Origin of the sequence: Planococcus sp. A6 (genome assembly GCF_028823615.1) — a bacterium.
GTDB lineage: Bacteria > Bacillota > Bacilli > Bacillales_A > Planococcaceae > Planococcus.
Window position 1 is genome coordinate 1 of record NZ_JAPEHT010000056.1, and the last position, 21844, is coordinate 21844.

23 protein-coding genes, 1 tRNA gene and 1 other RNA gene are annotated in these 21844 nt (G+C 48.8%); 24 read left to right on the forward strand and 1 reads right to left on the reverse strand.

Translation table 11 applies throughout. The features are described from left to right. From ON064_RS09880 to ON064_RS09920, 9 genes are all read left to right on the forward strand, one after another. A partial coding sequence (locus tag ON064_RS09880) for a HisA/HisF-related TIM barrel protein (RefSeq protein WP_274624619.1) occupies window positions 1-264 on the forward strand: 264 nt, incomplete at its 5' end. Further along, entirely contained in the window at window positions 261-884 is a 624-nt protein-coding gene (gene hisIE / locus ON064_RS09885; RefSeq protein ID WP_274624620.1) for a bifunctional phosphoribosyl-AMP cyclohydrolase/phosphoribosyl-ATP diphosphatase HisIE, read from the forward strand. The genes ON064_RS09880 and hisIE, both read left to right, overlap by 4 nt. An 85-nt stretch (window positions 885-969) precedes the next feature. Continuing rightward, on the forward strand, window positions 970-2496 hold the full coding sequence (locus ON064_RS09890) for a tetratricopeptide repeat protein (protein WP_342455328.1): 1527 nt from the start codon (window positions 970-972) through the stop codon (window positions 2494-2496). Window positions 2497-2563: 67 nt separating this feature from the next. Continuing rightward, window positions 2564-3523 (forward strand): thioredoxin-disulfide reductase, encoded by a 960-nt coding sequence (gene trxB / locus ON064_RS09895; RefSeq protein WP_058381256.1) that lies wholly within the window; start codon window positions 2564-2566, stop codon window positions 3521-3523. A 206-nt stretch (window positions 3524-3729) separates the two neighbouring features. Continuing rightward, window positions 3730-4215, forward strand: a complete 486-nt coding sequence (locus ON064_RS09900; protein WP_121301054.1) for an NUDIX domain-containing protein — start codon at window positions 3730-3732, stop codon at window positions 4213-4215. Then, window positions 4208-5089, forward strand: a complete 882-nt coding sequence (gene rapZ / locus ON064_RS09905) for an RNase adapter RapZ (protein WP_058381254.1) — start codon at window positions 4208-4210, stop codon at window positions 5087-5089. The genes ON064_RS09900 and rapZ overlap by 8 nt, the downstream gene beginning before the upstream one ends. A 4-nt stretch (window positions 5090-5093) precedes the next feature. Next, the gene (locus ON064_RS09910) at window positions 5094-6089 is read left to right on the forward strand and encodes a gluconeogenesis factor YvcK family protein (RefSeq protein WP_274624621.1); all 996 of its coding nucleotides are present in this window, start codon (window positions 5094-5096) and stop codon (window positions 6087-6089) included. Between the two features lie 21 nt (window positions 6090-6110). Then, window positions 6111-7061, forward strand: coding sequence for a DNA-binding protein WhiA (whiA, locus tag ON064_RS09915; protein ID WP_058381252.1), 951 nt, complete (start codon window positions 6111-6113; stop codon window positions 7059-7061). Window positions 7062-7118: 57 nt separating this feature from the next. After that, window positions 7119-7376, forward strand: a complete 258-nt coding sequence (locus ON064_RS09920; protein WP_058381251.1) for an HPr family phosphocarrier protein — start codon at window positions 7119-7121, stop codon at window positions 7374-7376. 64 nt (window positions 7377-7440) lie between these two features. Here the strand turns inward: ON064_RS09920 and clpP are convergent, their stop codons facing one another. Then, window positions 7441-8052 carry an ATP-dependent Clp endopeptidase proteolytic subunit ClpP gene (gene clpP / locus ON064_RS09925; RefSeq protein WP_121301056.1) on the reverse strand — a complete coding sequence of 204 codons (612 nt, stop codon included), beginning with the start codon at window positions 8050-8052 and terminating at the stop codon, window positions 7441-7443. 166 nt (window positions 8053-8218) lie between these two features. Between clpP and ON064_RS09930 the strand changes: the two genes are divergently transcribed. The 15 genes from ON064_RS09930 to ssrA form a co-directional block, all read left to right on the forward strand. Continuing rightward, a tRNA-Arg gene (locus ON064_RS09930) sits at window positions 8219-8290 on the forward strand. Between the two features lie 155 nt (window positions 8291-8445). Further along, window positions 8446-9024 carry a LemA family protein gene (locus ON064_RS09935; RefSeq protein ID WP_121301057.1) on the forward strand — a complete coding sequence of 193 codons (579 nt, stop codon included), beginning with the start codon at window positions 8446-8448 and terminating at the stop codon, window positions 9022-9024. Then, the gene (locus ON064_RS09940; RefSeq protein ID WP_274624622.1) at window positions 9021-9740 is read left to right on the forward strand and encodes a TPM domain-containing protein; all 720 of its coding nucleotides are present in this window, start codon (window positions 9021-9023) and stop codon (window positions 9738-9740) included. Before ON064_RS09935 ends, ON064_RS09940 begins: the two co-directional genes overlap by 4 nt. 31 nt (window positions 9741-9771) lie before the next feature. Beyond that, a complete protein-coding gene (locus ON064_RS09945; protein WP_274624623.1) occupies window positions 9772-10002 on the forward strand; it encodes a glutaredoxin family protein in 231 nt (76 codons plus the stop codon). A 104-nt stretch (window positions 10003-10106) separates the two neighbouring features. Continuing rightward, window positions 10107-11150 carry a sugar-binding transcriptional regulator gene (locus ON064_RS09950; protein WP_274624624.1) on the forward strand — a complete coding sequence of 348 codons (1044 nt, stop codon included), beginning with the start codon at window positions 10107-10109 and terminating at the stop codon, window positions 11148-11150. Beyond that, a complete protein-coding gene (gene gap / locus ON064_RS09955) occupies window positions 11151-12158 on the forward strand; it encodes a type I glyceraldehyde-3-phosphate dehydrogenase (RefSeq protein ID WP_274624625.1) in 1008 nt (335 codons plus the stop codon). Window positions 12159-12243: 85 nt separating this feature from the next. Then, window positions 12244-13428: a phosphoglycerate kinase gene (locus ON064_RS09960; RefSeq protein WP_407951605.1), complete on the forward strand. Its 1185-nt coding sequence runs from the start codon at window positions 12244-12246 to the stop codon at window positions 13426-13428. A gap of 13 nt (window positions 13429-13441) precedes the next feature. Beyond that, window positions 13442-14203 carry a triose-phosphate isomerase gene (tpiA, locus tag ON064_RS09965; RefSeq protein ID WP_274624626.1) on the forward strand — a complete coding sequence of 254 codons (762 nt, stop codon included), beginning with the start codon at window positions 13442-13444 and terminating at the stop codon, window positions 14201-14203. Then, the gene (gene gpmI / locus ON064_RS09970; RefSeq protein ID WP_274624627.1) at window positions 14196-15728 is read left to right on the forward strand and encodes a 2,3-bisphosphoglycerate-independent phosphoglycerate mutase; all 1533 of its coding nucleotides are present in this window, start codon (window positions 14196-14198) and stop codon (window positions 15726-15728) included. Before tpiA ends, gpmI begins: the two co-directional genes overlap by 8 nt. 55 nt (window positions 15729-15783) lie before the next feature. Continuing rightward, window positions 15784-17079 carry a phosphopyruvate hydratase gene (gene eno / locus ON064_RS09975; RefSeq protein ID WP_101189979.1) on the forward strand — a complete coding sequence of 432 codons (1296 nt, stop codon included), beginning with the start codon at window positions 15784-15786 and terminating at the stop codon, window positions 17077-17079. Window positions 17080-17477: 398 nt separating this feature from the next. Then, window positions 17478-17705: a preprotein translocase subunit SecG gene (gene secG, locus ON064_RS09980; RefSeq protein WP_058381240.1), complete on the forward strand. Its 228-nt coding sequence runs from the start codon at window positions 17478-17480 to the stop codon at window positions 17703-17705. A 107-nt stretch (window positions 17706-17812) separates the two neighbouring features. Continuing rightward, on the forward strand, window positions 17813-18559 hold the full coding sequence (locus tag ON064_RS09985; RefSeq protein WP_058381239.1) for an alpha/beta hydrolase: 747 nt from the start codon (window positions 17813-17815) through the stop codon (window positions 18557-18559). A 71-nt stretch (window positions 18560-18630) separates the two neighbouring features. Next, window positions 18631-20904, forward strand: a complete 2274-nt coding sequence (rnr, locus tag ON064_RS09990; protein ID WP_407951606.1) for a ribonuclease R — start codon at window positions 18631-18633, stop codon at window positions 20902-20904. A 48-nt stretch (window positions 20905-20952) separates the two neighbouring features. After that, on the forward strand, window positions 20953-21417 hold the full coding sequence (gene smpB / locus ON064_RS09995; protein ID WP_058381238.1) for an SsrA-binding protein SmpB: 465 nt from the start codon (window positions 20953-20955) through the stop codon (window positions 21415-21417). A 79-nt stretch (window positions 21418-21496) separates the two neighbouring features. After that, window positions 21497-21844, forward strand: a transfer-messenger RNA (tmRNA) gene (ssrA, locus tag ON064_RS10000); the annotation flags it as partial.

The window sequence follows — 21844 nt, forward strand, 5'->3', positions numbered from 1 at the left end:
GGGGCTGGGGAGTTGCTTTTGACCAGCATGGACAGCGATGGCCAGAAAGACGGATTCGATGTCGAACTCACGAAGGCGGTGCGTGACGCCGTCGAAGTGCCTGTCATCGCAAGCGGCGGTGCAGGAAACCGTGAGCATTTCAAGGAAGTATTCGAACAGTCAGATGCGGATGCAGCACTTGCGGCATCGATCTTCCATTATAAAGAAACAAGCGTCAGAGAAGTGAAACAGTATCTGCAGCGAGAAGGAGTGAATGTCCGGTGACAAATGTGAAATACGATGAAAATGGGTTAGTGCCCGTCATATTGCAAGATGCAACTACAAAACAAGTGCTGACTTTGGCCTATGCCAATGAAGAAGCGGTCAAGCGCACGATCGACACGAAAGAAACCTGGCTGTACTCAAGAAGCCGCAAGGAACTATGGAATAAAGGCGCGACCAGCGGCAATACGCAGACCGTCCAGTCCGTACAGATTGATTGCGACGGCGATTCCTTGATTTATGAAGTGATCCCGAACGGTCCGGCCTGCCATACAGGAGAGACAAGCTGTTTCCATGAAACATTGGCAGGGGAACGCGCTGCTTCAGCATCAGATATGATTACAGAGCTCAGCGCGTTAATCAAACAACGCGAAACGGATATGCCGGAAGGCGCTTATACGACGTATCTATTTGAAGAAGGCGTCGATAAGATCTGCAAGAAAGTCGGGGAAGAAGCGGCAGAAGTCATCATCGCTGCTAAAAACCGCGATGCGCGTGAACTGGCAACGGAAAGTGCAGACCTGCTATACCATCTCCTCGTGCTTCTCCAAGAACAGAAAGTCGATTTTAAAGAAGTGACGGGCGTGCTCGAAGAACGCCATACCGCGAAAAAGGACAAGTAAATAATAGGGAAATATGCTATAATAACAGCACATTTAGGGATAGGAACGATTTCGATCGTTCCTTTTCCTGTTACGGAGGCATATTTTGGAGAAAAACAAAAGAAAAGATTTCGATAATGTCGTATCATTCATTCCGACAGGGGAATTTTACTATCAAAAAGCACTCAAGGAGCTGCAGCGCGAACAATACGATAAAGCGTATAAGTATTTGCAGCGTGCGAAAGAACTGACTCCGGATGATCCGCTTATCCTCATGCATTACGGAGTGGTGCTGATGGAGCGGCAGGAATTCGAGCTGGCAATGGATGAATTGCGCACTGCCCATAAGCTCGATCCGGAAGAACCGAATATTTTATTCTTTTTAGCTGAAGTCCATGCACATCTGGGCTTGTTTTTTGATGCCCGGAAATATGCCAAGGCTTATCTCGAAAAGGATACCCGTGGGAGCTACGCGGCGGAAGCGATGGAAATCATCGATTTTGCCGAACAGGAAGACTGGCAGTTGTTCGATGATGAAGGCGAAGCCCATAATAGCGAGTACTATTATTTGCAGGAAAAAGCGCGCCGGTTGATGGAACAGGGCAAGTTTCCGGAAGCGATCGAGTTATTGGAAGAAGTCATCGAGGAAAAGCCGGATTTCTGGGGGGCTTATAATAACCTGGCGCTGGCTTATTTTTATGTCGGGGAGACGGAAATGGCGAAATCGCTACTTCACGAAGTGCTTCGCAGAAATACCGGCAACCTGCATGCTTTATGCAATTTAGCAGTGTTCCATTATTATGAGAAAAATGATGAATTGGACGATATCCTCAGCTTGCTGAAAAAGATCCAGCCCTATGTCTTTGAACATCGCTATAAATTGGGCGCGACCTTCGCTTTGGTCGGCAAGTATAAAGAAGCCTACCGCTGGCTGAAAAGCCTTCAAAAACGCGGATTTGATGGAGACCCGGCGTTTTACTTCTGGCTGTCGCATGCCGCGTATCATTCGGGCCATGAAGAAACTGCAAAGTATGCATGGGAGCAATTGAAGCGGATGGATCCGGCAAAAGAAGGGTATGAACCGTGGGGAGAGCAGGCGGTGATGCCGCATGCGGATGCGCTTGAACATGATCGTGATTTTCTCATCCGTAAACTTGACCACCCTCATTTAAGCGAGCGGATTTACGGTTTGTTTCTGCTTGGGAAATCTTCCCATAAGCAGGAAATCATCTCACATCCGAATTGGCTGAAATCAGAGCAGCCATCGGTTTTGGAAACCTATATGCTCGGCTACGCGCTCGGCCATCCATTCCGCGAATCGGTCAAAGAAGAAAAAGCCTTTTTGCGCGCGATGGAAACAGCGGAGCGCTTGTATTACCAAAAAGGAATGGTCGACCGCGAAAATGACGGCATTTTCCAATTGTGGTTCATGCTAGCGGAACAGGCTTTTGATACGCAATATGCGTTCCGCAATCCTGCCGCTCTTGCCGCTGCCGTCAGCTATATGGTTGAAGCGGCAGAAAAACGGAAAACAACAAAAAAAGCAGTCGCTGCAAAATTCGGCACATCTGCTGCCACAATGGCCAAATATGTGGATGAATTAAGCGGGTTTTTGCCGAATTTCAAGGACTAGGCATAAAAGTTGAAGGCGACAGTTTATTGCTTTACGATTTAGCTATTGATAACGAGGAGGGCCTATGATGACAGAAACAACAAATATTTATGACGTATTAATTATTGGTGCAGGGCCGGCTGGCATGACAGCAGCAGTCTATACGTCCCGAGCGAACCTTTCGACGCTCATGCTTGAGCGCGGGATCCCTGGCGGACAGATGGCCAATACCGAAGAAATTGAAAACTATCCAGGATTCGACCATATTCTCGGTCCTGATTTGTCCACGAAAATGTTTGAACATGCAAAAAAATTCGGAGCCGAGTACGCTTACGGCGACGTAACCGAAATTATCGACGGCGATGAATTCAAAACCGTCAAAGCCGGATCGAAAGAATACAAAGCCCGCGCCATCATTTTGACGACTGGAGCCGAGTATAAGAAAATGGGTATTCCAGGCGAAAACGAACTGGGCGGACGCGGCGTCAGCTATTGCGCAGTGTGCGATGGCGCATTCTTTAAAGGCAAAGAACTGGTCGTTGTCGGCGGCGGGGATTCTGCCGTAGAAGAAGGGGTCTATTTGACACGCTTCGCGGATAAAGTGACAATCGTCCACCGCAGAGATGAATTGCGCGCGCAGAAAATCCTCCAAGACCGCGCATTTGCCAACGATAAGATCGACTTTATCTGGAGCCACACTGTAAAAGAAATCCACGATAAAGATGGCAAGGTCGGCAGCGTTACCTTGGTATCGACAAAAGACGATTCCGAACGGGAATTCGAAGCGGACGGCGTGTTCATCTACATCGGCATGCTGCCATTGACAAAACCATTTGAATCACTGGGCATCCTTAATGACCTAGGTTACATCGAAACAAATGAAGAAATGCAAACTTCGGTGCCGGGAATCTTTGCGGCAGGCGATGTGCGGGACAAAACTTTGCGCCAAGTTGTTACAGCGACTGGCGACGGCAGCATCGCCGCGCAAAGCGTCCAACATTACGTAGAAGAGCTTGCTGAAAAAATCGCTTCAAAAGCGCAAGCTTAACGCTTTCTTAATCCCTTTGTAACAGCATTGTCATGCAAAAGAGGTATAGTAAGTAATGTAAATCAACCCCCTTTTTATATAGTTATTTTTGACAGGCTGCTTTCCGGATTGTCCGGGGAGTGGCCTCTTTTTTTGCATTCTTTTGCATGACACGCCAGGATAGATGTATAATGAAAATAGTTTATATTAGATGCGGAGTGGCAAATGTGCAGCGAATCGCGAATTTATTGCTAATAGAGAATGGCAAAGTATTATTGATGAAAAAGCCGCGCAGGGATTGGTACGTAGCTCCTGGCGGCAAAATGGAAAGCGGTGAATCGATTTATGAAGCGGCCATCCGTGAGTTCAGGGAAGAAACGGATACAGAGCCGTTGGGCGTTCACTTGAAGGGCGTCTACACGATGATGATCCAAGAAGGCGGACAGACAGTGGATGAATGGATGCTATTCACGTTCCGGGCGACACAGTTCCGCGGGATCCCATTCGAAGAAACGCGTGAAGGAATTCTCGAATGGCATCCAGTAGAAAGCCTGCATACCCTGCCGATGGCGGAAGGGGACCGGACAAACCTATTATTTGCGGCTTATCAGGAAGGGGTCCAATATGGGACCTTCTATTATACGCCAGAGTTCGAACTGCTAGAAGAGAATATCCAATCATCGACTGAAGAGGTGAACCGCCAGCATGGATAAGCATATCGAAGAAACCGAATTGATTATCATCACCGGCATGTCCGGTGCAGGAAAGACAGTGGCGATCCAAAGTTTTGAAGACCTCGGTTTTTTCACAATCGATAATCTTCCACCGGCACTGCTTCCGACATTCATCAAATTGATGCGGGATTCGGGCAAATCAATGAAGCGCGTCGCAGCGGTCATGGACCTTCGCGGCGGCGATTTTTTCGCCAGCCTCGTCGATGCAATCGATGACCTCTCGAAAGAACCAGAAGTGGCGATCACGATCCTGTTTCTCGATGCGGAAAACCAGACGCTCGTCAGCCGCTATAAAGAAACACGCCGTTCCCACCCATTGTCGCCGGGCGGACTTGTGCTTGGTGGCATCAAAAAAGAACGGGATATGCTGAAAGACTTGCAAGGACGGGCCCATTATATGTATAACACGTCAGAGATGAGCCCGCGCCAGTTGAAGGAGAAAATCACGTCGGATTTCGCTTCGAAAACGAGCAATGTCTTTACGGTCAATTTGATGTCTTTCGGCTTTAAGCATGGCATGCCGATCGACGCTGACCTGGTTTTCGATGTACGCTTCCTGCCGAACCCTTATTATATAGAAGAATTGAATCCGCAATCGGGCTTGGATCAGCCGGTTTCCGATTATGTCTTAAAATGGCAGGAAACACAGACGTTGGTGAGTAAGCTTGAGGATTTATTCGATTTCATGATTCCTCAGTACAAACAAGAAGGCAAAGCGCAATTGGTCATTGCTTTTGGCTGCACAGGCGGCCAGCATCGATCTGTAACGCTTGCTGAATATTTCGGGAAATACCTATCGAAAAATAACAAAGTCAGCATTACGCATAGAGATGTGAAAATCAGAAAGGGCTGAGCATATGGAAAAAAGTCTCCAGCAAAAACGAGTCGTAATCATCGGGGGCGGAACCGGTCTGTCCACTTTGCTGAGGGGCTTAAAAACTTTTCCGCTCGACTTGACGGCAATCGTCACAGTGGCAGATGACGGAGGCAGCTCCGGGCGTTTGCGCGATGACTTGGATATCCCGCCACCGGGCGATATCCGCAACGTCATGGCCGCATTGTCGGATGCCGAACCTTTAGTAGCCGAAATGTTCCAATACCGCTTCAAGCATTCGCTTGATTTGGAAGGGCATTCACTAGGCAATCTGATGCTTGCGGCATTGACCGATTTGACCGGTGATTTCTCCCATGCAGTGCGGGAAATGAGCCGTGTCTTGAATGTCAATGGAACGGTTTTGCCTGCTGCCAATCAATTGGTGACCTTGAATGCAGAACTAGAAGATGGAACCATCATTAAAGGCGAATCCAAAATTCCCGCCTATATGCAGCCGATCAAGCGTGTATTCCTTGAACCGGCCGGGGTCAAGACATTGCCGGATACCATACAGGCGATTCAATCAGCGGATGTTATCGTCATCGGGCCGGGTTCCTTGTACACGAGCATCTTGCCGAATTTGCTCGTGAAGGATATCAAAAAAGCGCTGCTCGAAGCGAAGGCAAGGAAAATATACATTTGTAACCTGATGACCCAAGCGGGTGAAACTTACGGCTATACGGCTTCAGATCATGTGAAAGCCCTTTACGACCATGTAGGCGTGAACTTTCTCGATGCCATTCTGATCGATAAAGTCCAAATGCCGCAAGGAGTGGCTGAAAGATACAAAAAAGAAAAAGCATGGCCGGTGGAATACGATGAAGAACGCCTGAGAAATATGGGGCTTGAAGTATATCGTCATGACATTGCGAATATTTTCGGGGAAGCCGTCCGGCATGAACCGATGAAAGTGGCGAAATGGCTTTTTGAATACACTAGCAGCGAATCACAGGAACCATCGCAGCGCCGGTATTCCTAAAGCTTGAAAGGGGGGGCGTAATTGTCTTTTGCATCAGAAACAAAAAAAGAAATGACCCAGATTGAAGTAGACGATTGCTGCGGCAAGGCAGAGCTGTCGGCGATGATCCGCATGAACGGTACGCTGTCATTTTCCAACCGCCAGCTGAGCCTGGATATCCAAACGGAAAACGCAGCCATCGCGAGAAGGATCTATACTTTGCTCAAGCGCTTCTACAAAGCGTATCCAGTGGAACTCTTGGTCCGTAAAAAAATGCGTTTGAAAAAGAATAATGTCTATATATGCCGCTTGCGGGAAGGCGCAAAATTCGTGCTTGAGGATTTGTTGATCTTGTCGGAAGGCTTTCAATTTCAGCAGGACATCTCCCCTGAGCTGATCTCGACAACGTGCTGCAAGCGCTCTTATTTACGCGGTGCCTTTTTGGCCGGAGGATCGGTCAATAATCCCGAAACGTCCTCTTACCACTTGGAAGTGTATTCTTCCTATAAAGACCACGCTGAAGCACTGGTTATCCTGATGAACCATTTCCAGTTGAACGCGAAAATGATCGAGCGGAAAAAAGGATTTGTGACCTATTTGAAGGAAGCGGAGAAAATTTCCGATTTCCTCAGCCTGACAGGCGCCCACTCGGCGCTATTGAAATTCGAAGATGTCCGCATTCTCCGCGATATGCGCAATAGCGTCAATCGCTTAGTCAATTGTGAAACAGCCAATTTGAATAAGACGATCGATGCGGCGCTGCGGCAAATCGAAAACATCCGCTTTATCGACCAAGTGATCGGAATCGACCAATTGCCGGACCGCCTGAAAGAGATAGCCCGCTTGCGTGTGGAGTATCAGGATGTCACACTGAAAGAACTGGGCGAGATGGTATCGACAGGAAAAGTGAGCAAGTCAGGCGTCAACCACAGGCTCCGGAAAATCGATGAGATTGCCGAGTCGTTAAGAAAAGGCGAAACGATCAGCCGTTAAACGGGCTGCTCTTTTCTATAGATTGCGTGAGAGTCAAGTTTTCGGAGGAGGATATGCATGGTAGAAAAACAAGTGGAAGTGCAATTGAAATCAGGATTACAAGCGAGGCAGGCCGCATTGTTCGTACAGGAAGCCAACCGCTATAGTTCGGATGTCTATTTGGAAAAAGGCGACAAGAAAGTCAATGCCAAGAGCATCATGGGCATCATGAGCCTAGCTGTCAGCAAAGGCACGAACGTCACGATTTCAGCCGACGGCGCTGACGAAGAATCAGCTGTCGATGCGCTGGCGCAATTGATCGATAAAGAAGCTTAAAGCCAAGCGCTTTAAGCACCAAAAAAGAGCTGCCCCGTAAGCGGGACAGCTCTTTTTGTGTAACTTAATCTTCTTTTTCGTGGTTTTCCGGCAATTTGTTGCGGGTGATGATTTGGTCGATGAGACCGTATTCCAGTGCACGTTCTGCAGTCATGAAGTTATCGCGGTCTGTATCGCGTGAAATCACTTCAAGCGGCTGGCCAGTACGTTCAGATAGAATTTGGTTCAACTTCTCGCGCAAGAACAGGATGCGTTTCGCGGCGATTTCAATTTCAGTCGCTTGCCCTTGAGCTCCGCCAAGTGGTTGGTGGATCATGACTTCAGCGTTTGGCAATGCATAGCGTTTGCCTTTTGTGCCGGCTGCAAGAAGGAAAGCACCCATGGATGCAGCCATGCCGATGCACACTGTCTGGACATCTGGCTTGATAAATTGCATAACATCGTAAATCGCCATGCCGGCAGTGATGCTGCCGCCTGGGCTGTTGATGTAGATGGAGATGTCTTTTTCCGGATCTTCCGCTTCAAGGAATAGCAATTGTGCGACGATGGAGTTGGCCACATTGTCATCGATTCCGCTGCCGAGCATGATGACGCGGTCTTTCAATAGGCGTGAATAGATATCGTATGCGCGTTCGCCTCTGCTTGTCTGTTCGATTACTGTAGGGATTAAATTCATGGATAATTTCCTCCTTCGGGTAAATGTAAGTGCTACTGAAACACTGTTCAGCCGTACATTCATCATACACATCATGGTCAATGAAGGTCAAATCTAACGAATTGAAAATAGGCGCTTGAAATAAGGGGAAAGCTTTTGTATAATAGAAAAGTCGCGAACAACATTTGCCCTCGTAGTGTAAAGGATAACACGTAAGATTCCGGTTCTTGAGATGGGGGTTCGATTCCCTCCGAGGGTGTAAAAATGAAAAACCGCACAGCCTGTCAAAGGCTGTGCGGTTTTTTGTTGAATCTTTTTAGCGGCTGAAACGTAGAATCAGGTGTATTGGGTTTCAAGGAACGGATAGTCAGGGAAAACAAAAAATATTATTGTAAAAGAAAAGGAGACGGGAAAATGAAAAAATTACTTATTCCATTGCTATTGGTGGTTGGGCTGATCGTCGTTGCCATCGCCGTATTCGGTTCAAGCTATAATAATTTCGTTCAATTGGAAGAGGACGTCAACCAATCGTATGCGCAACTCGAAAGCCAATTGCAGCGCAGGCTCGATCTAATCCCGAACTTGGTCGAGACAGTGAAAGGCTTTGCCGACCAGGAGCAAGAGGTCATCGATAGTGTCACAGAAGCCCGTTCAAGCATGGCGAATGCCGGATCAGTGGAAGAACAGGCCGAGGCTGACGCCGAATTGAGCGGCGCGCTCAGCCGCTTGCTGGTCGTCGTCGAGAACTATCCGGAAATCCGTTCGAGCGAGAACTTCCAACAATTATCCGATGAACTCGCCGGGACGGAAAATCGGATCGCGGTCGCCCGCCAGGACTATAATGGCTCGGTGACGGAATTCAACCGGGAAGTCCGCAGTTTCCCAGGCAATATGGTGGCGGGAATCTTCGGCTTCGATGAAAAGGAATATTTCGAAGCGGACGCTGGGGCAGAAGATGCACCGGATGTGGACTTTGGGACTGACGAAGAATGATCCGAAGAATTCCTGTTTTGCTCCTATTGCTGCTGATGATCGCCGGTACCGCACAGGCGGCAGAATTTCCGGAGTTGACTGATGATATTTACATCCAGGATCTCGCCGGCGTCTTGAGCGAAGAGCAGGAAGCCGAGATCAAGAGCCTGGGCGCTGGCTTAGAAGATGCGACAACTGCACAGATTGCTGTCATGGTCATCGATTCTTTGGAAGGCGAGCCCATCGAAAGCTACGCCAACGAAGCGTTGCGGCATTATGGTGTAGGTTCAGCGGAAGAGAACAACGGCGTTCTGGTCGTGCTGTCGATGACGGACCGTGAAATCTACATCGAAATCGGCTACGGCCTCGAAGGCGCGCTTCCTGACGGGAAAGTTGGGCGCATATTGGATGATTATGCCGTTCCGTATTTGCGCGAAGACCAGCCGGACGAAGCGATCTTTAACACGTATCAAGCACTGTACAATGAAGTTGCTGCAGAATACGAGTGGGACGGGGAAGCAGTCAGCCCGCAGCCGCTCAATGAAGTGACACCAGGGAGCGGTGAAGGCGAAGGCGGCTTCATGCAGCCGATCGTGACGTTCCTGATCGTACTTGTTTTGCTGTTCCTGTTTACAGGAGGAGGTGGCGGACGTGGACGTCGCGGTCGCGGCAGAACCATGAGGCGCGGCGGATTTTTCGGGCCCGGCAGTTTTGGCGGCGGCTTCGGCGGCGGTTAGCCGGGCGAGGCTTCTAATAAGGGGGAATGGCATGTACACACTCTACACACGGCCGAATTGTGAACTTTGCGAAGAGGCAAAGTCAGCACTGCGACTGCTACAGGAAGATTACCCAATTGACTTCCGGGAAATCAATATTGAAGAAGATGAACAATTGCACGAACAATATATGCTGATGATCCCAGTTCTCACGAAACAGGAAAAAGTGCTGCTCTACGGAAATTTCGGCTACGGTGAACTTTTGGAAGCGTTAATTCTTTAACGCTTCTTTTTATTTGCATAAATCTAATAGCTCGGCTACAATGAATCTAGTGGGACGTATTTATATATAGTGGGACAAAAAACGTCCAACAAAGGGGTGGAGCGATGGATCCAGTTCTGCAAGCGCAAGTGCATTTATTGCCTGAACTGCCAAGCTTGCTGAAAAAGCGCTATAGCATCCTCGAGCTGATTCAAACCGAACAGCCCGTTGGAAGGCGCACAATCAGCGAGATGACAGGCGCAGCCGAAAGGGAAATCCGCAAAGAAACCGATTTATTGAGGGACCAAGCCTTGATCGAAATGAGCAAGAGCGGCATGAGCCTGACGATACTGGGAGACGATGTTCTCGACCAACTCCGTGAGCTGGTCAAGGAATTGGCCGGGACCGCTGAGCTCGAAATGGGGCTGCAAGCGAAACTCGGCATTAAACAAGCCGTCGTTCTGCCAGGGGATAGCGACCGGTTATCATCGGTCAAAGCCTCTATCGGCAGGCAAGCCGCTCGCATTGCGGAGGAAATGTTCGAAAACTGTAGGACGATCGCTGTTACTGGCGGTAGTACGATGGCCGCCGTTGCAGCTGAAATCCGGACAGCCAAGAAAAATCCTGCCATGCAGTTTATCGCTGCGCGAGGCGGCCTGGGGGAGGAAATGCTTCACCAGGCAAACACCATCGCTTCATCCTTTGCCGAAAAAACAGGCGGAGCTGTCCGCACGCTTTATCTGCCTGAGCATTTGAGTGCAGAAGCACTCGAAATGATGATGAAGGAACCTGTCATCAAAGAAATGATGGAGCTGTATGACCGGACGGATTTAGTCATCCATGGAATCGGCGATGCCGAAGAGATGGCCATCAGGCGCCGCTCTTCCGTGAACGAAGTCGAACAGATCAAAACAGGCGGAGCTGTTAGCGAAGCCTTCGGTTATTATTTCGATAAAACCGGAAAAATAGTTTATCGCATCCCAACAGCGGGCATTCAATTAGAGCAGGTCCAAAAAGCACCGGGCATCATGGCGGTTGCCGGAGGACGCACAAAAGCGCGTGCCATCGAATCTTATTTCCAGGCCGCGCCTGAACGCACCATCCTCGTTACAGACGAAGGAGCAGCAAGGGCAATACTCAACCAAACAACAAAATTGGAGGAATTATAAATGACTTTAAAATTAGCAATCAATGGTTTTGGCCGCATCGGCCGTGTCGTATTCCGTGAAGCAATGCAAAACAGTGAAGTGGAAGTAGTAGCAGTCAATGACCTAACAGATGCAGCTATGCTGGCACACCTTTTGAAATACGATTCAGTGCACGGCACGTTGGACGCTGAAGTTACTGCAGAAGGCAATTCAATTTTCGTCGACGGCAAGGAAATCAAAGTATTCGCTGAGAAAGACCCAGCGCAATTGCCTTGGAAAGAGCACCAAATCGACATCGTTCTGGAATCGACAGGAATCTTCACAACAGAAGAAAAAGCTTCTAAGCACATCGAAGCTGGAGCTAAGAAAGTTATCCTTTCAGCTCCTGGCAAAAACGGCATGAAAATGTTGGTTATGGGCGTTAACGAAGAAACTTACAACCCAGAAGAGCATCACGTTGTTTCCAATGCATCATGCACAACAAACGGTTTGTCCGGCATCTCTAAAGTGTTGAACGAAAAATTCGGCATCAAGAAAGCCATGATGACAACAATCCACTCTTACACGAACGACCAAGCATTGCTTGATGCGCCTCACTCTGACTACCGTCGTGCGCGTGCAGCAGCTGAGTCAATGATCCCGACAACTACCGGCGCAGCGAAATCTGTTGCTAAAGTATTGCCTGAACTTGAAGGCAAAATCGATGGTATGGCGATCCGCGTTCCAACACCGAACGTTTCATTGATCGACCTTGTCGCTGAACTTGATAAAGATGCTTCTATCGAAGAAGTGAACCAAGCGCTTAAAGAAGCGACTGAAAACGAGTTGAAAGGCTACTTGGAATACAGCGAACTTCCGCTTGTCTCACGCGACTATAACGGCAACACCGCTTCCGCTACAGTAGATGCTCAATCTACAATGGCTCTAGGCGGCAACATGGTGAAAGTTCTTGCTTGGTACGACAACGAATCTGGCTACTCTGCACGCTGTGTAGACTTGGCTGTACACATGTACAAAAAAGGGCTGTAAGCTGAAAATCATAGCTTAATTACCAATGAACCTCTATAATAAAGAGGGTAAAAGGGGTGGGGAATTTACCCCACCCCATATTTTCATGCTGCAGAAAATGACCATGAAAGACTTGGATTTGAAAGGGAAACGCGTATTTTGCCGTGTAGATTTCAACGTACCGATGGAAGACGGGAAAGTGACAGACGACACGCGCATCCGTGCTGCGATGCCGACGATCGAGTATTTGGTCGAACAAGGCGCAAAAGTCATCTTGGCAAGCCATCTCGGACGCCCGAAAGGCCAAGTTAACGAAGACATGAGACTAGCTGCGGCAGGCGCACGATTGGCCGAATTGCTCGGCAGCGACGTGAAATGCCTTGAAGAATCTGTAGGGGACACTGTGGAGCAGGAAATCGCTTCACTTGAACCAGGCGAAATTCTGTTGCTTGAAAACGTCCGTTTCCATGCAGGTGAAGAAAAGAACGATCCGGAACTCGCGAAACAATTTGCGGCTCTGGCTGATGTATTCGTCAACGATGCATTCGGCGCTGCGCATAGAGCGCATGCTTCCACTGCAGGGATCGCCGAACACTTGCCGGCGGTATCCGGACTGTTGCTCGAAAAAGAGCTGGATGTTCTCGGCAAAGCTTTATCAGAACCGGACCGTCCGTTTACTGCCATCATCGGAGGGGCGAAAGTAAAAGACAAAATAGGCGTCATCGACCACCTGCTCGACAAAGTTGATAACTTGATTATCGGTGGCGGTTTGTCTTATACCTTCATCAAGGCGCTCGGCCATGAAATCGGCAATTCACTTGTGGAAGAAGACAAACTCGACCTTGCCAAATCGTTTATCGACAAAGCGAAGGAAAAAGGCGTGAAGTTCTATCTGCCGGTTGATGCGACAGTCGCGAACGAGTTTTCGAAAGATGCAGAGACCAAAACGGTGAAAATCGAAGAAATTCCGTCCGATTGGATGGGGCTGGATATCGGGCCGGAAACAGCGAAGATGTATGCCGATGTTATCAACCAGTCGAAGCTCATCATCTGGAACGGGCCGATGGGCGTATTCGAAATGGAAGCTTTTGCAAATGGCACGAAATCTGTCGCTCAAGCGATGGCAGAAACACCAGGCTATACAGTCATCGGCGGCGGCGATTCCGCAGCAGCAGTCGAGAAATTCCATGTGGCAGATAAAATGGACCATATTTCAACAGGCGGCGGAGCTTCTCTGGAGTTCATGGAAGGCAAGGATTTGCCAGGCGTTACCGCATTAACTGATAAATAAAGGGAGTGTTTTTGTGAGAAAACCGATCATTGCAGGAAACTGGAAAATGTATAAAACAGCATCACAAGCGAAGGAATTTGTAGAAAAAGTAAACGGCTTAGTGCCGGATGCTGAAAAGCTTGATTCTGTCATTTGTGCTCCGGCTCTATACTTGACGCAATTAGTCGATGCTGCAGAAAACAGCGCATTGAAAATTGGCGCACAGACGATGCACGATAAAGGCGAAGGCGCATTCACTGGTGAAATCAGCCCTGTACAATTGGCAGATATCGGCGTCAACTACGTCATTATCGGACATTCCGAACGCCGCCAGTATTTCAATGAAACCGATGAAACAGTCAATGCAAAAGTGAAGTCGGCATTTTCGCATCAATTGACGCCGATCCTTTGTGTCGGTGAAACGGACGAACAGCGCGAAGCGGGCCAAATGGAAAGCATCGTGGAATCGCAAGTCGAAAAAGCAGTAGAAGGATTGACCGATGCACAAATCGCTGAGCTAGTCATTGCTTACGAGCCAATCTGGGCAATCGGAACAGGCAAAACAGCGACAGCTGAAGATGCCAACGAAGCGTGTGGCATCGTCCGCAAGAAAATCGCATCACTTTACAGCGATGAAACGGCCGAAAAACTCCGCATCCAGTACGGCGGAAGCGTAAAACCTGCCAATATCCAGGAATTGCTCTCAATGGAGCATATCGATGGCGCATTAGTCGGCGGCGCGAGCTTGGAAACGGAATCGTTCGTTAAGCTGTTGGAGGCGGGTTCAAATGCGTAAAACGGCCAATCCGGCTGCCTTGATCATCCTTGATGGTTTCGGCTGCCGCGAAGAAACCGCTGGAAATGCAGTCGCCCAAGCGCATAAGCCGAATTTTGACAGACTTTGGAACGAATATCCCCATGAATTACTGACCGCTTCGGGTGAAGCGGTCGGTTTGCCGGACGGGCAAATGGGCAATTCCGAAGTCGGCCATTTGAATATCGGTGCAGGTCGCATTGTTTACCAAAATTTGACACGTATCCATAAATCGATCAAAGATGGCGATTTCTTTGAAAATGCCGCATTCCTGGATGCTGTCATGAACGCCAAAGAAAACGGCAAAGCCTTGCATGTCATGGGATTGCTTAGCGACGGGGGCGTCCATAGCCATTATGAGCACCTGTTCGCTTTATTGCGCCTCGCAAAACAGCAAGGCTTGAGTGAAGTCTATGTACACGGATTTTTGGACGGCCGCGATGTCGGCCCGAAAACCGCGCTCCATTATATAGAAGAAACTGAAAAGCAAATGCAGCAAATCGGCATTGGGCGCTTCGCCTCCATCAGTGGGCGTTATTATGCTATGGACCGCGACAAGCGCTGGGAACGCGTCGAGCTCGCGTACCGCGCGATGGTCGACGGAAGCGGGCCAAGTGCCAGTTCCGCTGCGGAAGGTGTAGAAGCATCTTACGCGGAAGGAATTGTCGATGAATTTGTCCTGCCGTTTACTGTCGTGAAAGAAGGGGAAGCGCCTGCTGTAATCGAATCAGGCGACTCCGTCATCTTCTTCAATTTCCGTCCGGACCGGGCGATCCAATTGACGACCGTGTTGACGCGCCCTGATTTTGCCCATTTCCCGTTGAGCATCCAGCATCCGAAAGAGTTGGTGTTTATTAGCTTCACGATCTATAGTGAGGAATTGAAGACCCGAATTGCTTACGACAACGTCAATTTGGTCAATACCATTGGTGAAGTGTTATCGGCGAACGGCATGACGCAATTGCGTATCGCCGAAACTGAAAAATACCCGCACGTCACCTTTTTCATGAGCGGCGGGCGGGAAGAAGTTTTCCCAGGGGAAGACCGCATTCTCGTATCGTCGCCGAAAGTGGCGACTTACGATTTGGAGCCTGAAATGAGCGCTTATGAAGTGACTGACCGTTTGGTTGAACAAATCGATGCAGGCGCACACGATGCGATCATTTTGAACTTCGCGAATCCTGATATGGTCGGCCATAGCGGCATGCTCGAGCCGACGATCAAGGCAGTCGAAGTAGTGGACGAATGTCTCGGCCGTATTGTTGAAGCGCTCCATCGCCAAGGTGGATCGGCGCTCATCACAGCCGACCACGGCAATGCGGACGAAGTGCTGACAGAAGACGGCTTGCCGATGACGGCGCATACGACTAACAAAGTGCCGGTCATTTTGACGAAGCACGGCGAAGTCTTGCGCAGCGGCGGCATTCTAGCGGATCTCGCACCAACGATCCTCAAACTGCTTGATGTTAAGCAGCCGGAAGAGATGACTGGAAAACCGTTGTATTAAAACATTTAACATTTATACAAATTGAACAAACCATTTGAAAAGGGAGCTGTTGACATTGCCAATTATTACACACATCCAAGCACGCGAAGTACTCGATTCTAGAGGGAACCCGACTGTTGAAGTCGAGGTATTCACAGAAAGCGGCGCATTCGGCCGTGCGATCGTGCCATCTGGCGCATCTACTGGAGAACACGAAGCGGTTGAACTTCGCGATGGCGATAAGAGCCGTTACCTTGGTAAAGGCGTCCTCAAAGCGGTCGATCATGTAAACAATGAAATCGCTGATGAGTTGGAAGAAAACTATTCAGTACTTGATCAAGTATCCATCGACCAAGCGTTGATCGAACTTGACGGAACTGAAAACAAAGGCCGTCTTGGCGCAAACGCGATTCTTGGCGTTTCCATGGCAGTTGCCCATGCAGCAGCGAACTATCTGGACATGCCTCTTTACCAATACCTAGGTGGATTCAACGCCAAGCAATTGCCGGTACCGATGATGAACATTCTCAACGGCGGTGAGCACGCGGATAACAATGTCGACATCCAGGAATTCATGGTAATGCCAGTAGGTGCTGAATCTTTCCGCCATGCTCTTCGCATGGGTGCAGAAATCTTCCACAACTTGAAAACTGTACTGAAAGACAAAGGCTATAACACATCTGTAGGTGACGAAGGTGGATTCGCACCGAACCTTGGCTCGAACGAAGAAGCGCTTGAGACGATCATGGTTGCGATCGAAAAAGCCGGCTTCAAGCCAGGCCAAGACGTCTTGCTCGCAATGGACGTAGCTGCTTCTGAAATCTACGACAAAGAAAAAGGCGTCTACACATTGGCTGGCGACAACTTGGTCAAGACTTCAGCTGAAATGGTCGACTGGTATGAAGAGTTGGCAAACAAATACCCAATCGTTTCCATTGAAGACGGATTGGACGAGAACGACTGGGATGGCTTTAAGCTATTGACAGAACGTATCGGCGATAAAGTACAGCTGGTCGGCGATGACTTGTTCGTAACGAACACGAAGAAATTGGCGCAAGGCATCGAGCAAGGCATCGGCAACTCGATCCTGATCAAAGTAAACCAAATCGGTACATTGACAGAAACATTCGATGCAATCGAAATGGCGAAGCGTGCAGGCTACACAGCTGTCATCTCCCACCGTTCAGGCGAGTCGGAAGATGTGACGATTGCAGACATCGCAGTTGCGACGAATGCAGGACAAATCAAAACAGGCGCACCGTCACGTACGGACCGCGTAGCGAAATACAACCAATTGCTTCGCATCGAAGACCAATTGCACGACACAGCGAAGTACTTGGGCGTTAAAACTTTCTATAACTTGAAGAAATAATAGCGAATAGGTGAGGAAGAGCTGCCGGAGATTTTTTCCGGCAGCTTTTCTGTTAGAATGTGTGAGGAAGGTGGAGGCTGCGTTCGAGGGGACGCTTTGGGCCCGCAGGAAGTGAATAGGCGAAGAGAAACTGAGGCTATTCACTTGCGATGCTCGAGTGCAGCGAGAGTTGAGCAAAGCTTTTCATAGCTATTTTGTGGAGGGGCATCTAAATGAAATCTTGTTCTACTCTGTACTAAAAAAGCAAACGCTCCTCATCAACCGTTTCCAAAAAGAATGAACAGAAAATATTGAAATGGTCTAAACTATTTGTATTTTTTAGGGGCTCTATTGCTTGAGGTTTCAATTTTTGGTAAACTAGAGTTTGTTGTGAAGGTTCTTTTCAGGAGGTGGTATTTATGCATACATTGTTAATGACATTACTTCTTATCGTCTCGATCGCTTTGATTGTTGTCGTTCTATTGCAATCAGGGAAAAGTGCAGGCCTTTCAGGAGCCATCTCCGGTGGAGCAGAGCAACTTTTCGGCAAGCAAAAAGCCCGTGGGTTGGATCTTGTCCTACACCGGGTGACGATCGTCCTTGCTGCCTTATTCTTTATTCTGGCTATCGCCGTAACGAAAGTATAATGTAGAGCACATCGCCTGACCATTTAGTGGTTGGGCGTTTTCTTTTAGGGGAAATTGGGCACAGGCCTATATAATATAGTAAGTAAATTTAGTTGGAGGGAACGTTTATGCGCATTTCACAACCAAAACCATTCTTCTTTGAGCAAGGGCCGCGTGCGGTGCTGTTATTGCACGGCTTTACCGGAAATTCCGCAGATGTCCGGATGCTCGGGCGATTCTTGGAAACAAAAGGCTATACGAGCATCGCACCGCATTACGCAGGGCATGGCGTGGCGCCGGAGAAGTTGGTGGAGACAGGTCCCGTAGATTGGTGGAAAGACGTCGAACAGGCGTATCAAACACTGGTCGACAAGGGATACCAGGAGATTGCGGTGGCCGGCTTGTCGCTCGGCGGCGTATTCAGCTTGAAACTAGGGTATACAAAGCCTATCAAGGGCATTGTGACAATGTGTGCGCCGATGCACATGAAATCTACAGACCTGATGTACCAGGGCGTTTTGGAGTATGCCCGTGAATACAAGAAATATGAAGGAAAAGATGATAAGCTTATCGAAGAAGAGATGAAGAAGTTCGAGGAAAAGCCGATGGAAACACTCGCTGAACTGCGTGAGTTGATCGGTGAAGTACGGAACAACGTCGATCATGTCTATGCACCGCTTTTCGTCGTCCAAGGCTCATTGGACAAAGTCATCAATACAGAGTCTGCGAACATCATCCACGACGAAGCGGAGTCGACTGACAAGCGCATCAAATGGTACGAGAAATCGGGCCATGTCATCACGCTGGATCAGGAGAAAAAGCAATTGCATGAAGATATATACGAGTTTCTCGAATCGCTCGACTGGAGCGTGTGAGACAGTCTCAAAAGGAGGAGTTAGGATTGGGCAAGAATGAACAGTCATTGGATCAACGTCTATTGGCCTTTATGCGCGAAGAAGCATACAAGCCATTAACGGTGACAGAAATTGAAGAACAGTTCGGCTTTGAAGACGCCGAAGAATTTAAGGAATTGGTGAAGACACTCGTCAGACTCGAAGAAAAAGGCGAATTGGTGCGTTCGCGTTCGAATCGCTACGGTGTGCCGGACCGCATGAACTTGATGCGCGGCAAATTCATCGGCCACGCCAAAGGCTTCGGCTTTTTTGCGCCTGAAGAAGCAGGCCTCGATGATGTCTTTATCCCGCCGAATGAAGTGAACGGAGCGGTAAACGGCGACACGGTCATGATCCGTGTTTCTGAAGGGTCATCTGGAGATCGCCGCGAAGGATCCGTCATCCGCATCTTGGAACGCGGCACAACGAAAGTCGTCGGCACGTTCCAGGCGAACAAAGGCTTCGGCTTTGTCGTCACCGATGATAAGAAAATGAATATGGATATCTTTATTGCTAAAGACGATACACTCGGTGCCGTCGACGGCCATAAAGTCGTCGTCGAAATCACCGGCTGGCCGGAAGGGCGTTTGTCCGCAACGGGCATGGTTACACAAGTGCTCGGGCATAAAAACGACCCAGGCGTCGATATTTTGTCGATCATCCATAAATACGGCATCGAAGTGGAATTCCCGCAGGATGTGCTGGACCAGGCAAATGCTGTACCGGACCAAATCGATCCTGAAGACCTGAATGACCGCCGTGATTTGCGCGATGAGCAGATTGTGACGATTGACGGGGCGGATGCGAAAGATTTGGATGATGCTATTCAAGTTAAGAAGTTTGAAGATGGCACATACAAACTCGGCGTCCATATTGCAGACGTCAGCCATTACGTGACGGAAGGCTCTGCCATTGATCGTGAAGCTTATGACCGGGCAACCAGCATTTACTTGACGGACCGTGTCATTCCGATGATTCCGCACCGCTTATCGAACGGCATCTGCTCGCTCAACCCGCAAGTTGACCGTTTGACGTTATCTTGTGAAATGATTTTCAACGACAAAGGGGAAGTGTTGTCCCACGATATTTTCCAGAGCGTCATCAATACAACGGCACGTATGACCTATACCGACGTATACGAAATTCTTGAAAAAGACAATCAGGAATTGAAAGAACAATATGCTGAACTGGTTCCGATGTTCGAATTGATGAAAGAACTTTCATCTGTCTTGCATCAGCGCCGGATGACGCGCGGAGCGATCGATTTTGACTTTAAAGAGTCCAAAGTAATTGTGGACGATGAAGGTTACCCGATTGATATCGTTGTTCGTGAGCGTACAGTTGCTGAGCGTTTGATCGAAGAATTCATGCTCGCAGCGAACGAAACTGTCGCGGAACATTTCCATCGCATGGATGTGCCGTCCCTATACCGCATTCACGAAGAGCCAAAAACAGAAAAATTGCAGCGCTTTTTCGAATTCATTACGAATTTCGGTATTACTGTGAAAGGCTCAGGGGATGAAGTTTCTCCGAAGGCGTTGCAGGAAATCATCGAATCCATCGCAGGCAAGCCTGAAGAGCCCGTCGTGTCGACGATGATGTTGCGCTCGATGCAACAGGCGAAATATTCTTCACATAGCCTTGGCCATTTCGGCTTATCGACGGAATTCTATACGCATTTCACGTCGCCGATCCGCCGCTATCCTGATTTGATCATCCATCGTTTGATTCGCACGTATTTGATCGAAAAAGACTTGTCGAAAAAGACAATTCGCCATTGGGAAGCGGAAATGGATGATATCGCAACTCACACATCTGACCGTGAACGCCGTGCAGTGGAAGCGGAGCGCGATACAGATGCACTGAAGAAAACACAGTATATGGCAGATAAAGTCGGAGAAGAATTCGACGGCATTGTCTCATCTGTGACGAACTTCGGCATGTTTGTCGAGCTGCCAAATACCATTGAAGGTTTGGTCCACGTATCCAACTTGACGGATGATTATTATCAATTTGATGACCGTCAGATGATGATGATCGGCGAACGAACCAAGCGCCAGTTCCGCATCGGTGATGAAGTCAAAGTACGGGTTATCGGTGTCAAACCGGAAGAGTCATCCATCGACTTTGAAATCGTCGGCATGACGCAAAATACGCGCCGCAGTTCGCGCAAAGAAACCCCGAAAGTGATTCGCAGCGGGCGTAATGGCGATAAGCCAAGAGACGGCAAAAAGCGCAGCGAAGGCGGGGCAGATCGCAAGCCGAAAAACAAGAAAAAGTTTTATGAAAAGCCTGCCAAACAGCAAGGCCGTAACAAGAAGAAATAAAAAAAGCGGCCGCGTGCCGCTTTTTCCAACAGTTTGAGGTGAACAGAAATGGCCAAAGGAGAAGGCAAAGTAATTGCCCAGAATAAAAAAGCGGGATTCGATTTCGCTATTGAAGAAACGATCGAAGCGGGGATTGTCCTGCTCGGTACGGAGATTAAATCCGCAAGAAGCGGCAAAGTGCAGATCAAAGATGCATTCGTCCGCATCCGGAACGGCGAAGCCTGGATTTCCAATATGCACATCTCGCCGTATGAACAAGGCAACCAGTTTAACCACGACCCGCTGCGCTCGCGCAAGCTCTTGCTCCACAAAAAGCAGATCAACGAACTTGTCGGCAAATCGAAAGTTGAAGGCGCGGCAATCGTCCCGCTCAAGATGTATTTGAAAGACGGATATGCCAAAGTGCTGCTAGGCGTCGGTAAAGGTAAGAAGAAATACGACAAGCGCGAAGACTTGAAGAAGAAAGACGCAAAGCGGGCAATCGACCGCGCGCTAAAAGAGAGAAGCCGTTAAACTTGAACTCTGACCTGTTTTGTCCTATACTTGTAACAGTACACCGAAGCTAAACCACTTCCGTGTTCTCTTTTAATGAGGGGACGTTACGGATTCGACAGGGATGGTTCGAGCTTGGGTTGCGCGTCGGAGGATCGGCTCCGTCATCAACGTAACTTATAACAACTGGCAAAACTAACAACAACCTAGCATTCGCAGCGTAAGCTCGGATCTGCTTTATGTAACCATCGCCCATGTGGCTGCATAGAGCTCACTTTTAGTGGGATACGGCAGTCAGTGCCGTTTGAGCTGACTGCAAGAGATTCTCGAACTAGCCCTCATGACGCCTGCTTGTCGGCAGATTGAGCGGCGAAACTCCAATAGATAAGCTACACGCGTAGATGCTCAAGTAACGGAGTCTCTGGACGCGGGTTCGACTCCCGCCGTC

Bases quoted from the DNA above. Each gene is read 5' to 3' on its own strand.
- ON064_RS09960 (WP_407951605.1), top strand. From the start codon at position 12,244: ATGCTGCAGAAAATGACCATGAAAGACTTGGATTTGAAAGGGAAACGC.
- gpmI (WP_274624627.1), top strand. From the start codon at position 14,196: ATGCGTAAAACGGCCAATCCGGCTGCCTTGATCATCCTTGATGGTTTC.
- ON064_RS09935 (WP_121301057.1), top strand. From the start codon at position 8,446: ATGAAAAAATTACTTATTCCATTGCTATTGGTGGTTGGGCTGATCGTC.
- trxB (WP_058381256.1), top strand. From the start codon at position 2,564: ATGACAGAAACAACAAATATTTATGACGTATTAATTATTGGTGCAGGG.
- smpB (WP_058381238.1), top strand. From the start codon at position 20,953: ATGGCCAAAGGAGAAGGCAAAGTAATTGCCCAGAATAAAAAAGCGGGA.
- ON064_RS09950 (WP_274624624.1), top strand. From the start codon at position 10,107: ATGGATCCAGTTCTGCAAGCGCAAGTGCATTTATTGCCTGAACTGCCA.
- secG (WP_058381240.1), top strand. From the start codon at position 17,478: ATGCATACATTGTTAATGACATTACTTCTTATCGTCTCGATCGCTTTG.
- ON064_RS09940 (WP_274624622.1), top strand. From the start codon at position 9,021: ATGATCCGAAGAATTCCTGTTTTGCTCCTATTGCTGCTGATGATCGCC.
- ON064_RS09910 (WP_274624621.1), top strand. From the start codon at position 5,094: ATGGAAAAAAGTCTCCAGCAAAAACGAGTCGTAATCATCGGGGGCGGA.
- ON064_RS09985 (WP_058381239.1), top strand. From the start codon at position 17,813: ATGCGCATTTCACAACCAAAACCATTCTTCTTTGAGCAAGGGCCGCGT.
- gap (WP_274624625.1), top strand. From the start codon at position 11,151: ATGACTTTAAAATTAGCAATCAATGGTTTTGGCCGCATCGGCCGTGTC.
- rnr (WP_407951606.1), top strand. From the start codon at position 18,631: ATGCGCGAAGAAGCATACAAGCCATTAACGGTGACAGAAATTGAAGAA.
- ON064_RS09920 (WP_058381251.1), top strand. From the start codon at position 7,119: ATGGTAGAAAAACAAGTGGAAGTGCAATTGAAATCAGGATTACAAGCG.
- ON064_RS09945 (WP_274624623.1), top strand. From the start codon at position 9,772: ATGTACACACTCTACACACGGCCGAATTGTGAACTTTGCGAAGAGGCA.
- clpP (WP_121301056.1), bottom strand. From the start codon at position 8,052: ATGAATTTAATCCCTACAGTAATCGAACAGACAAGCAGAGGCGAACGC.
- rapZ (WP_058381254.1), top strand. From the start codon at position 4,208: ATGGATAAGCATATCGAAGAAACCGAATTGATTATCATCACCGGCATG.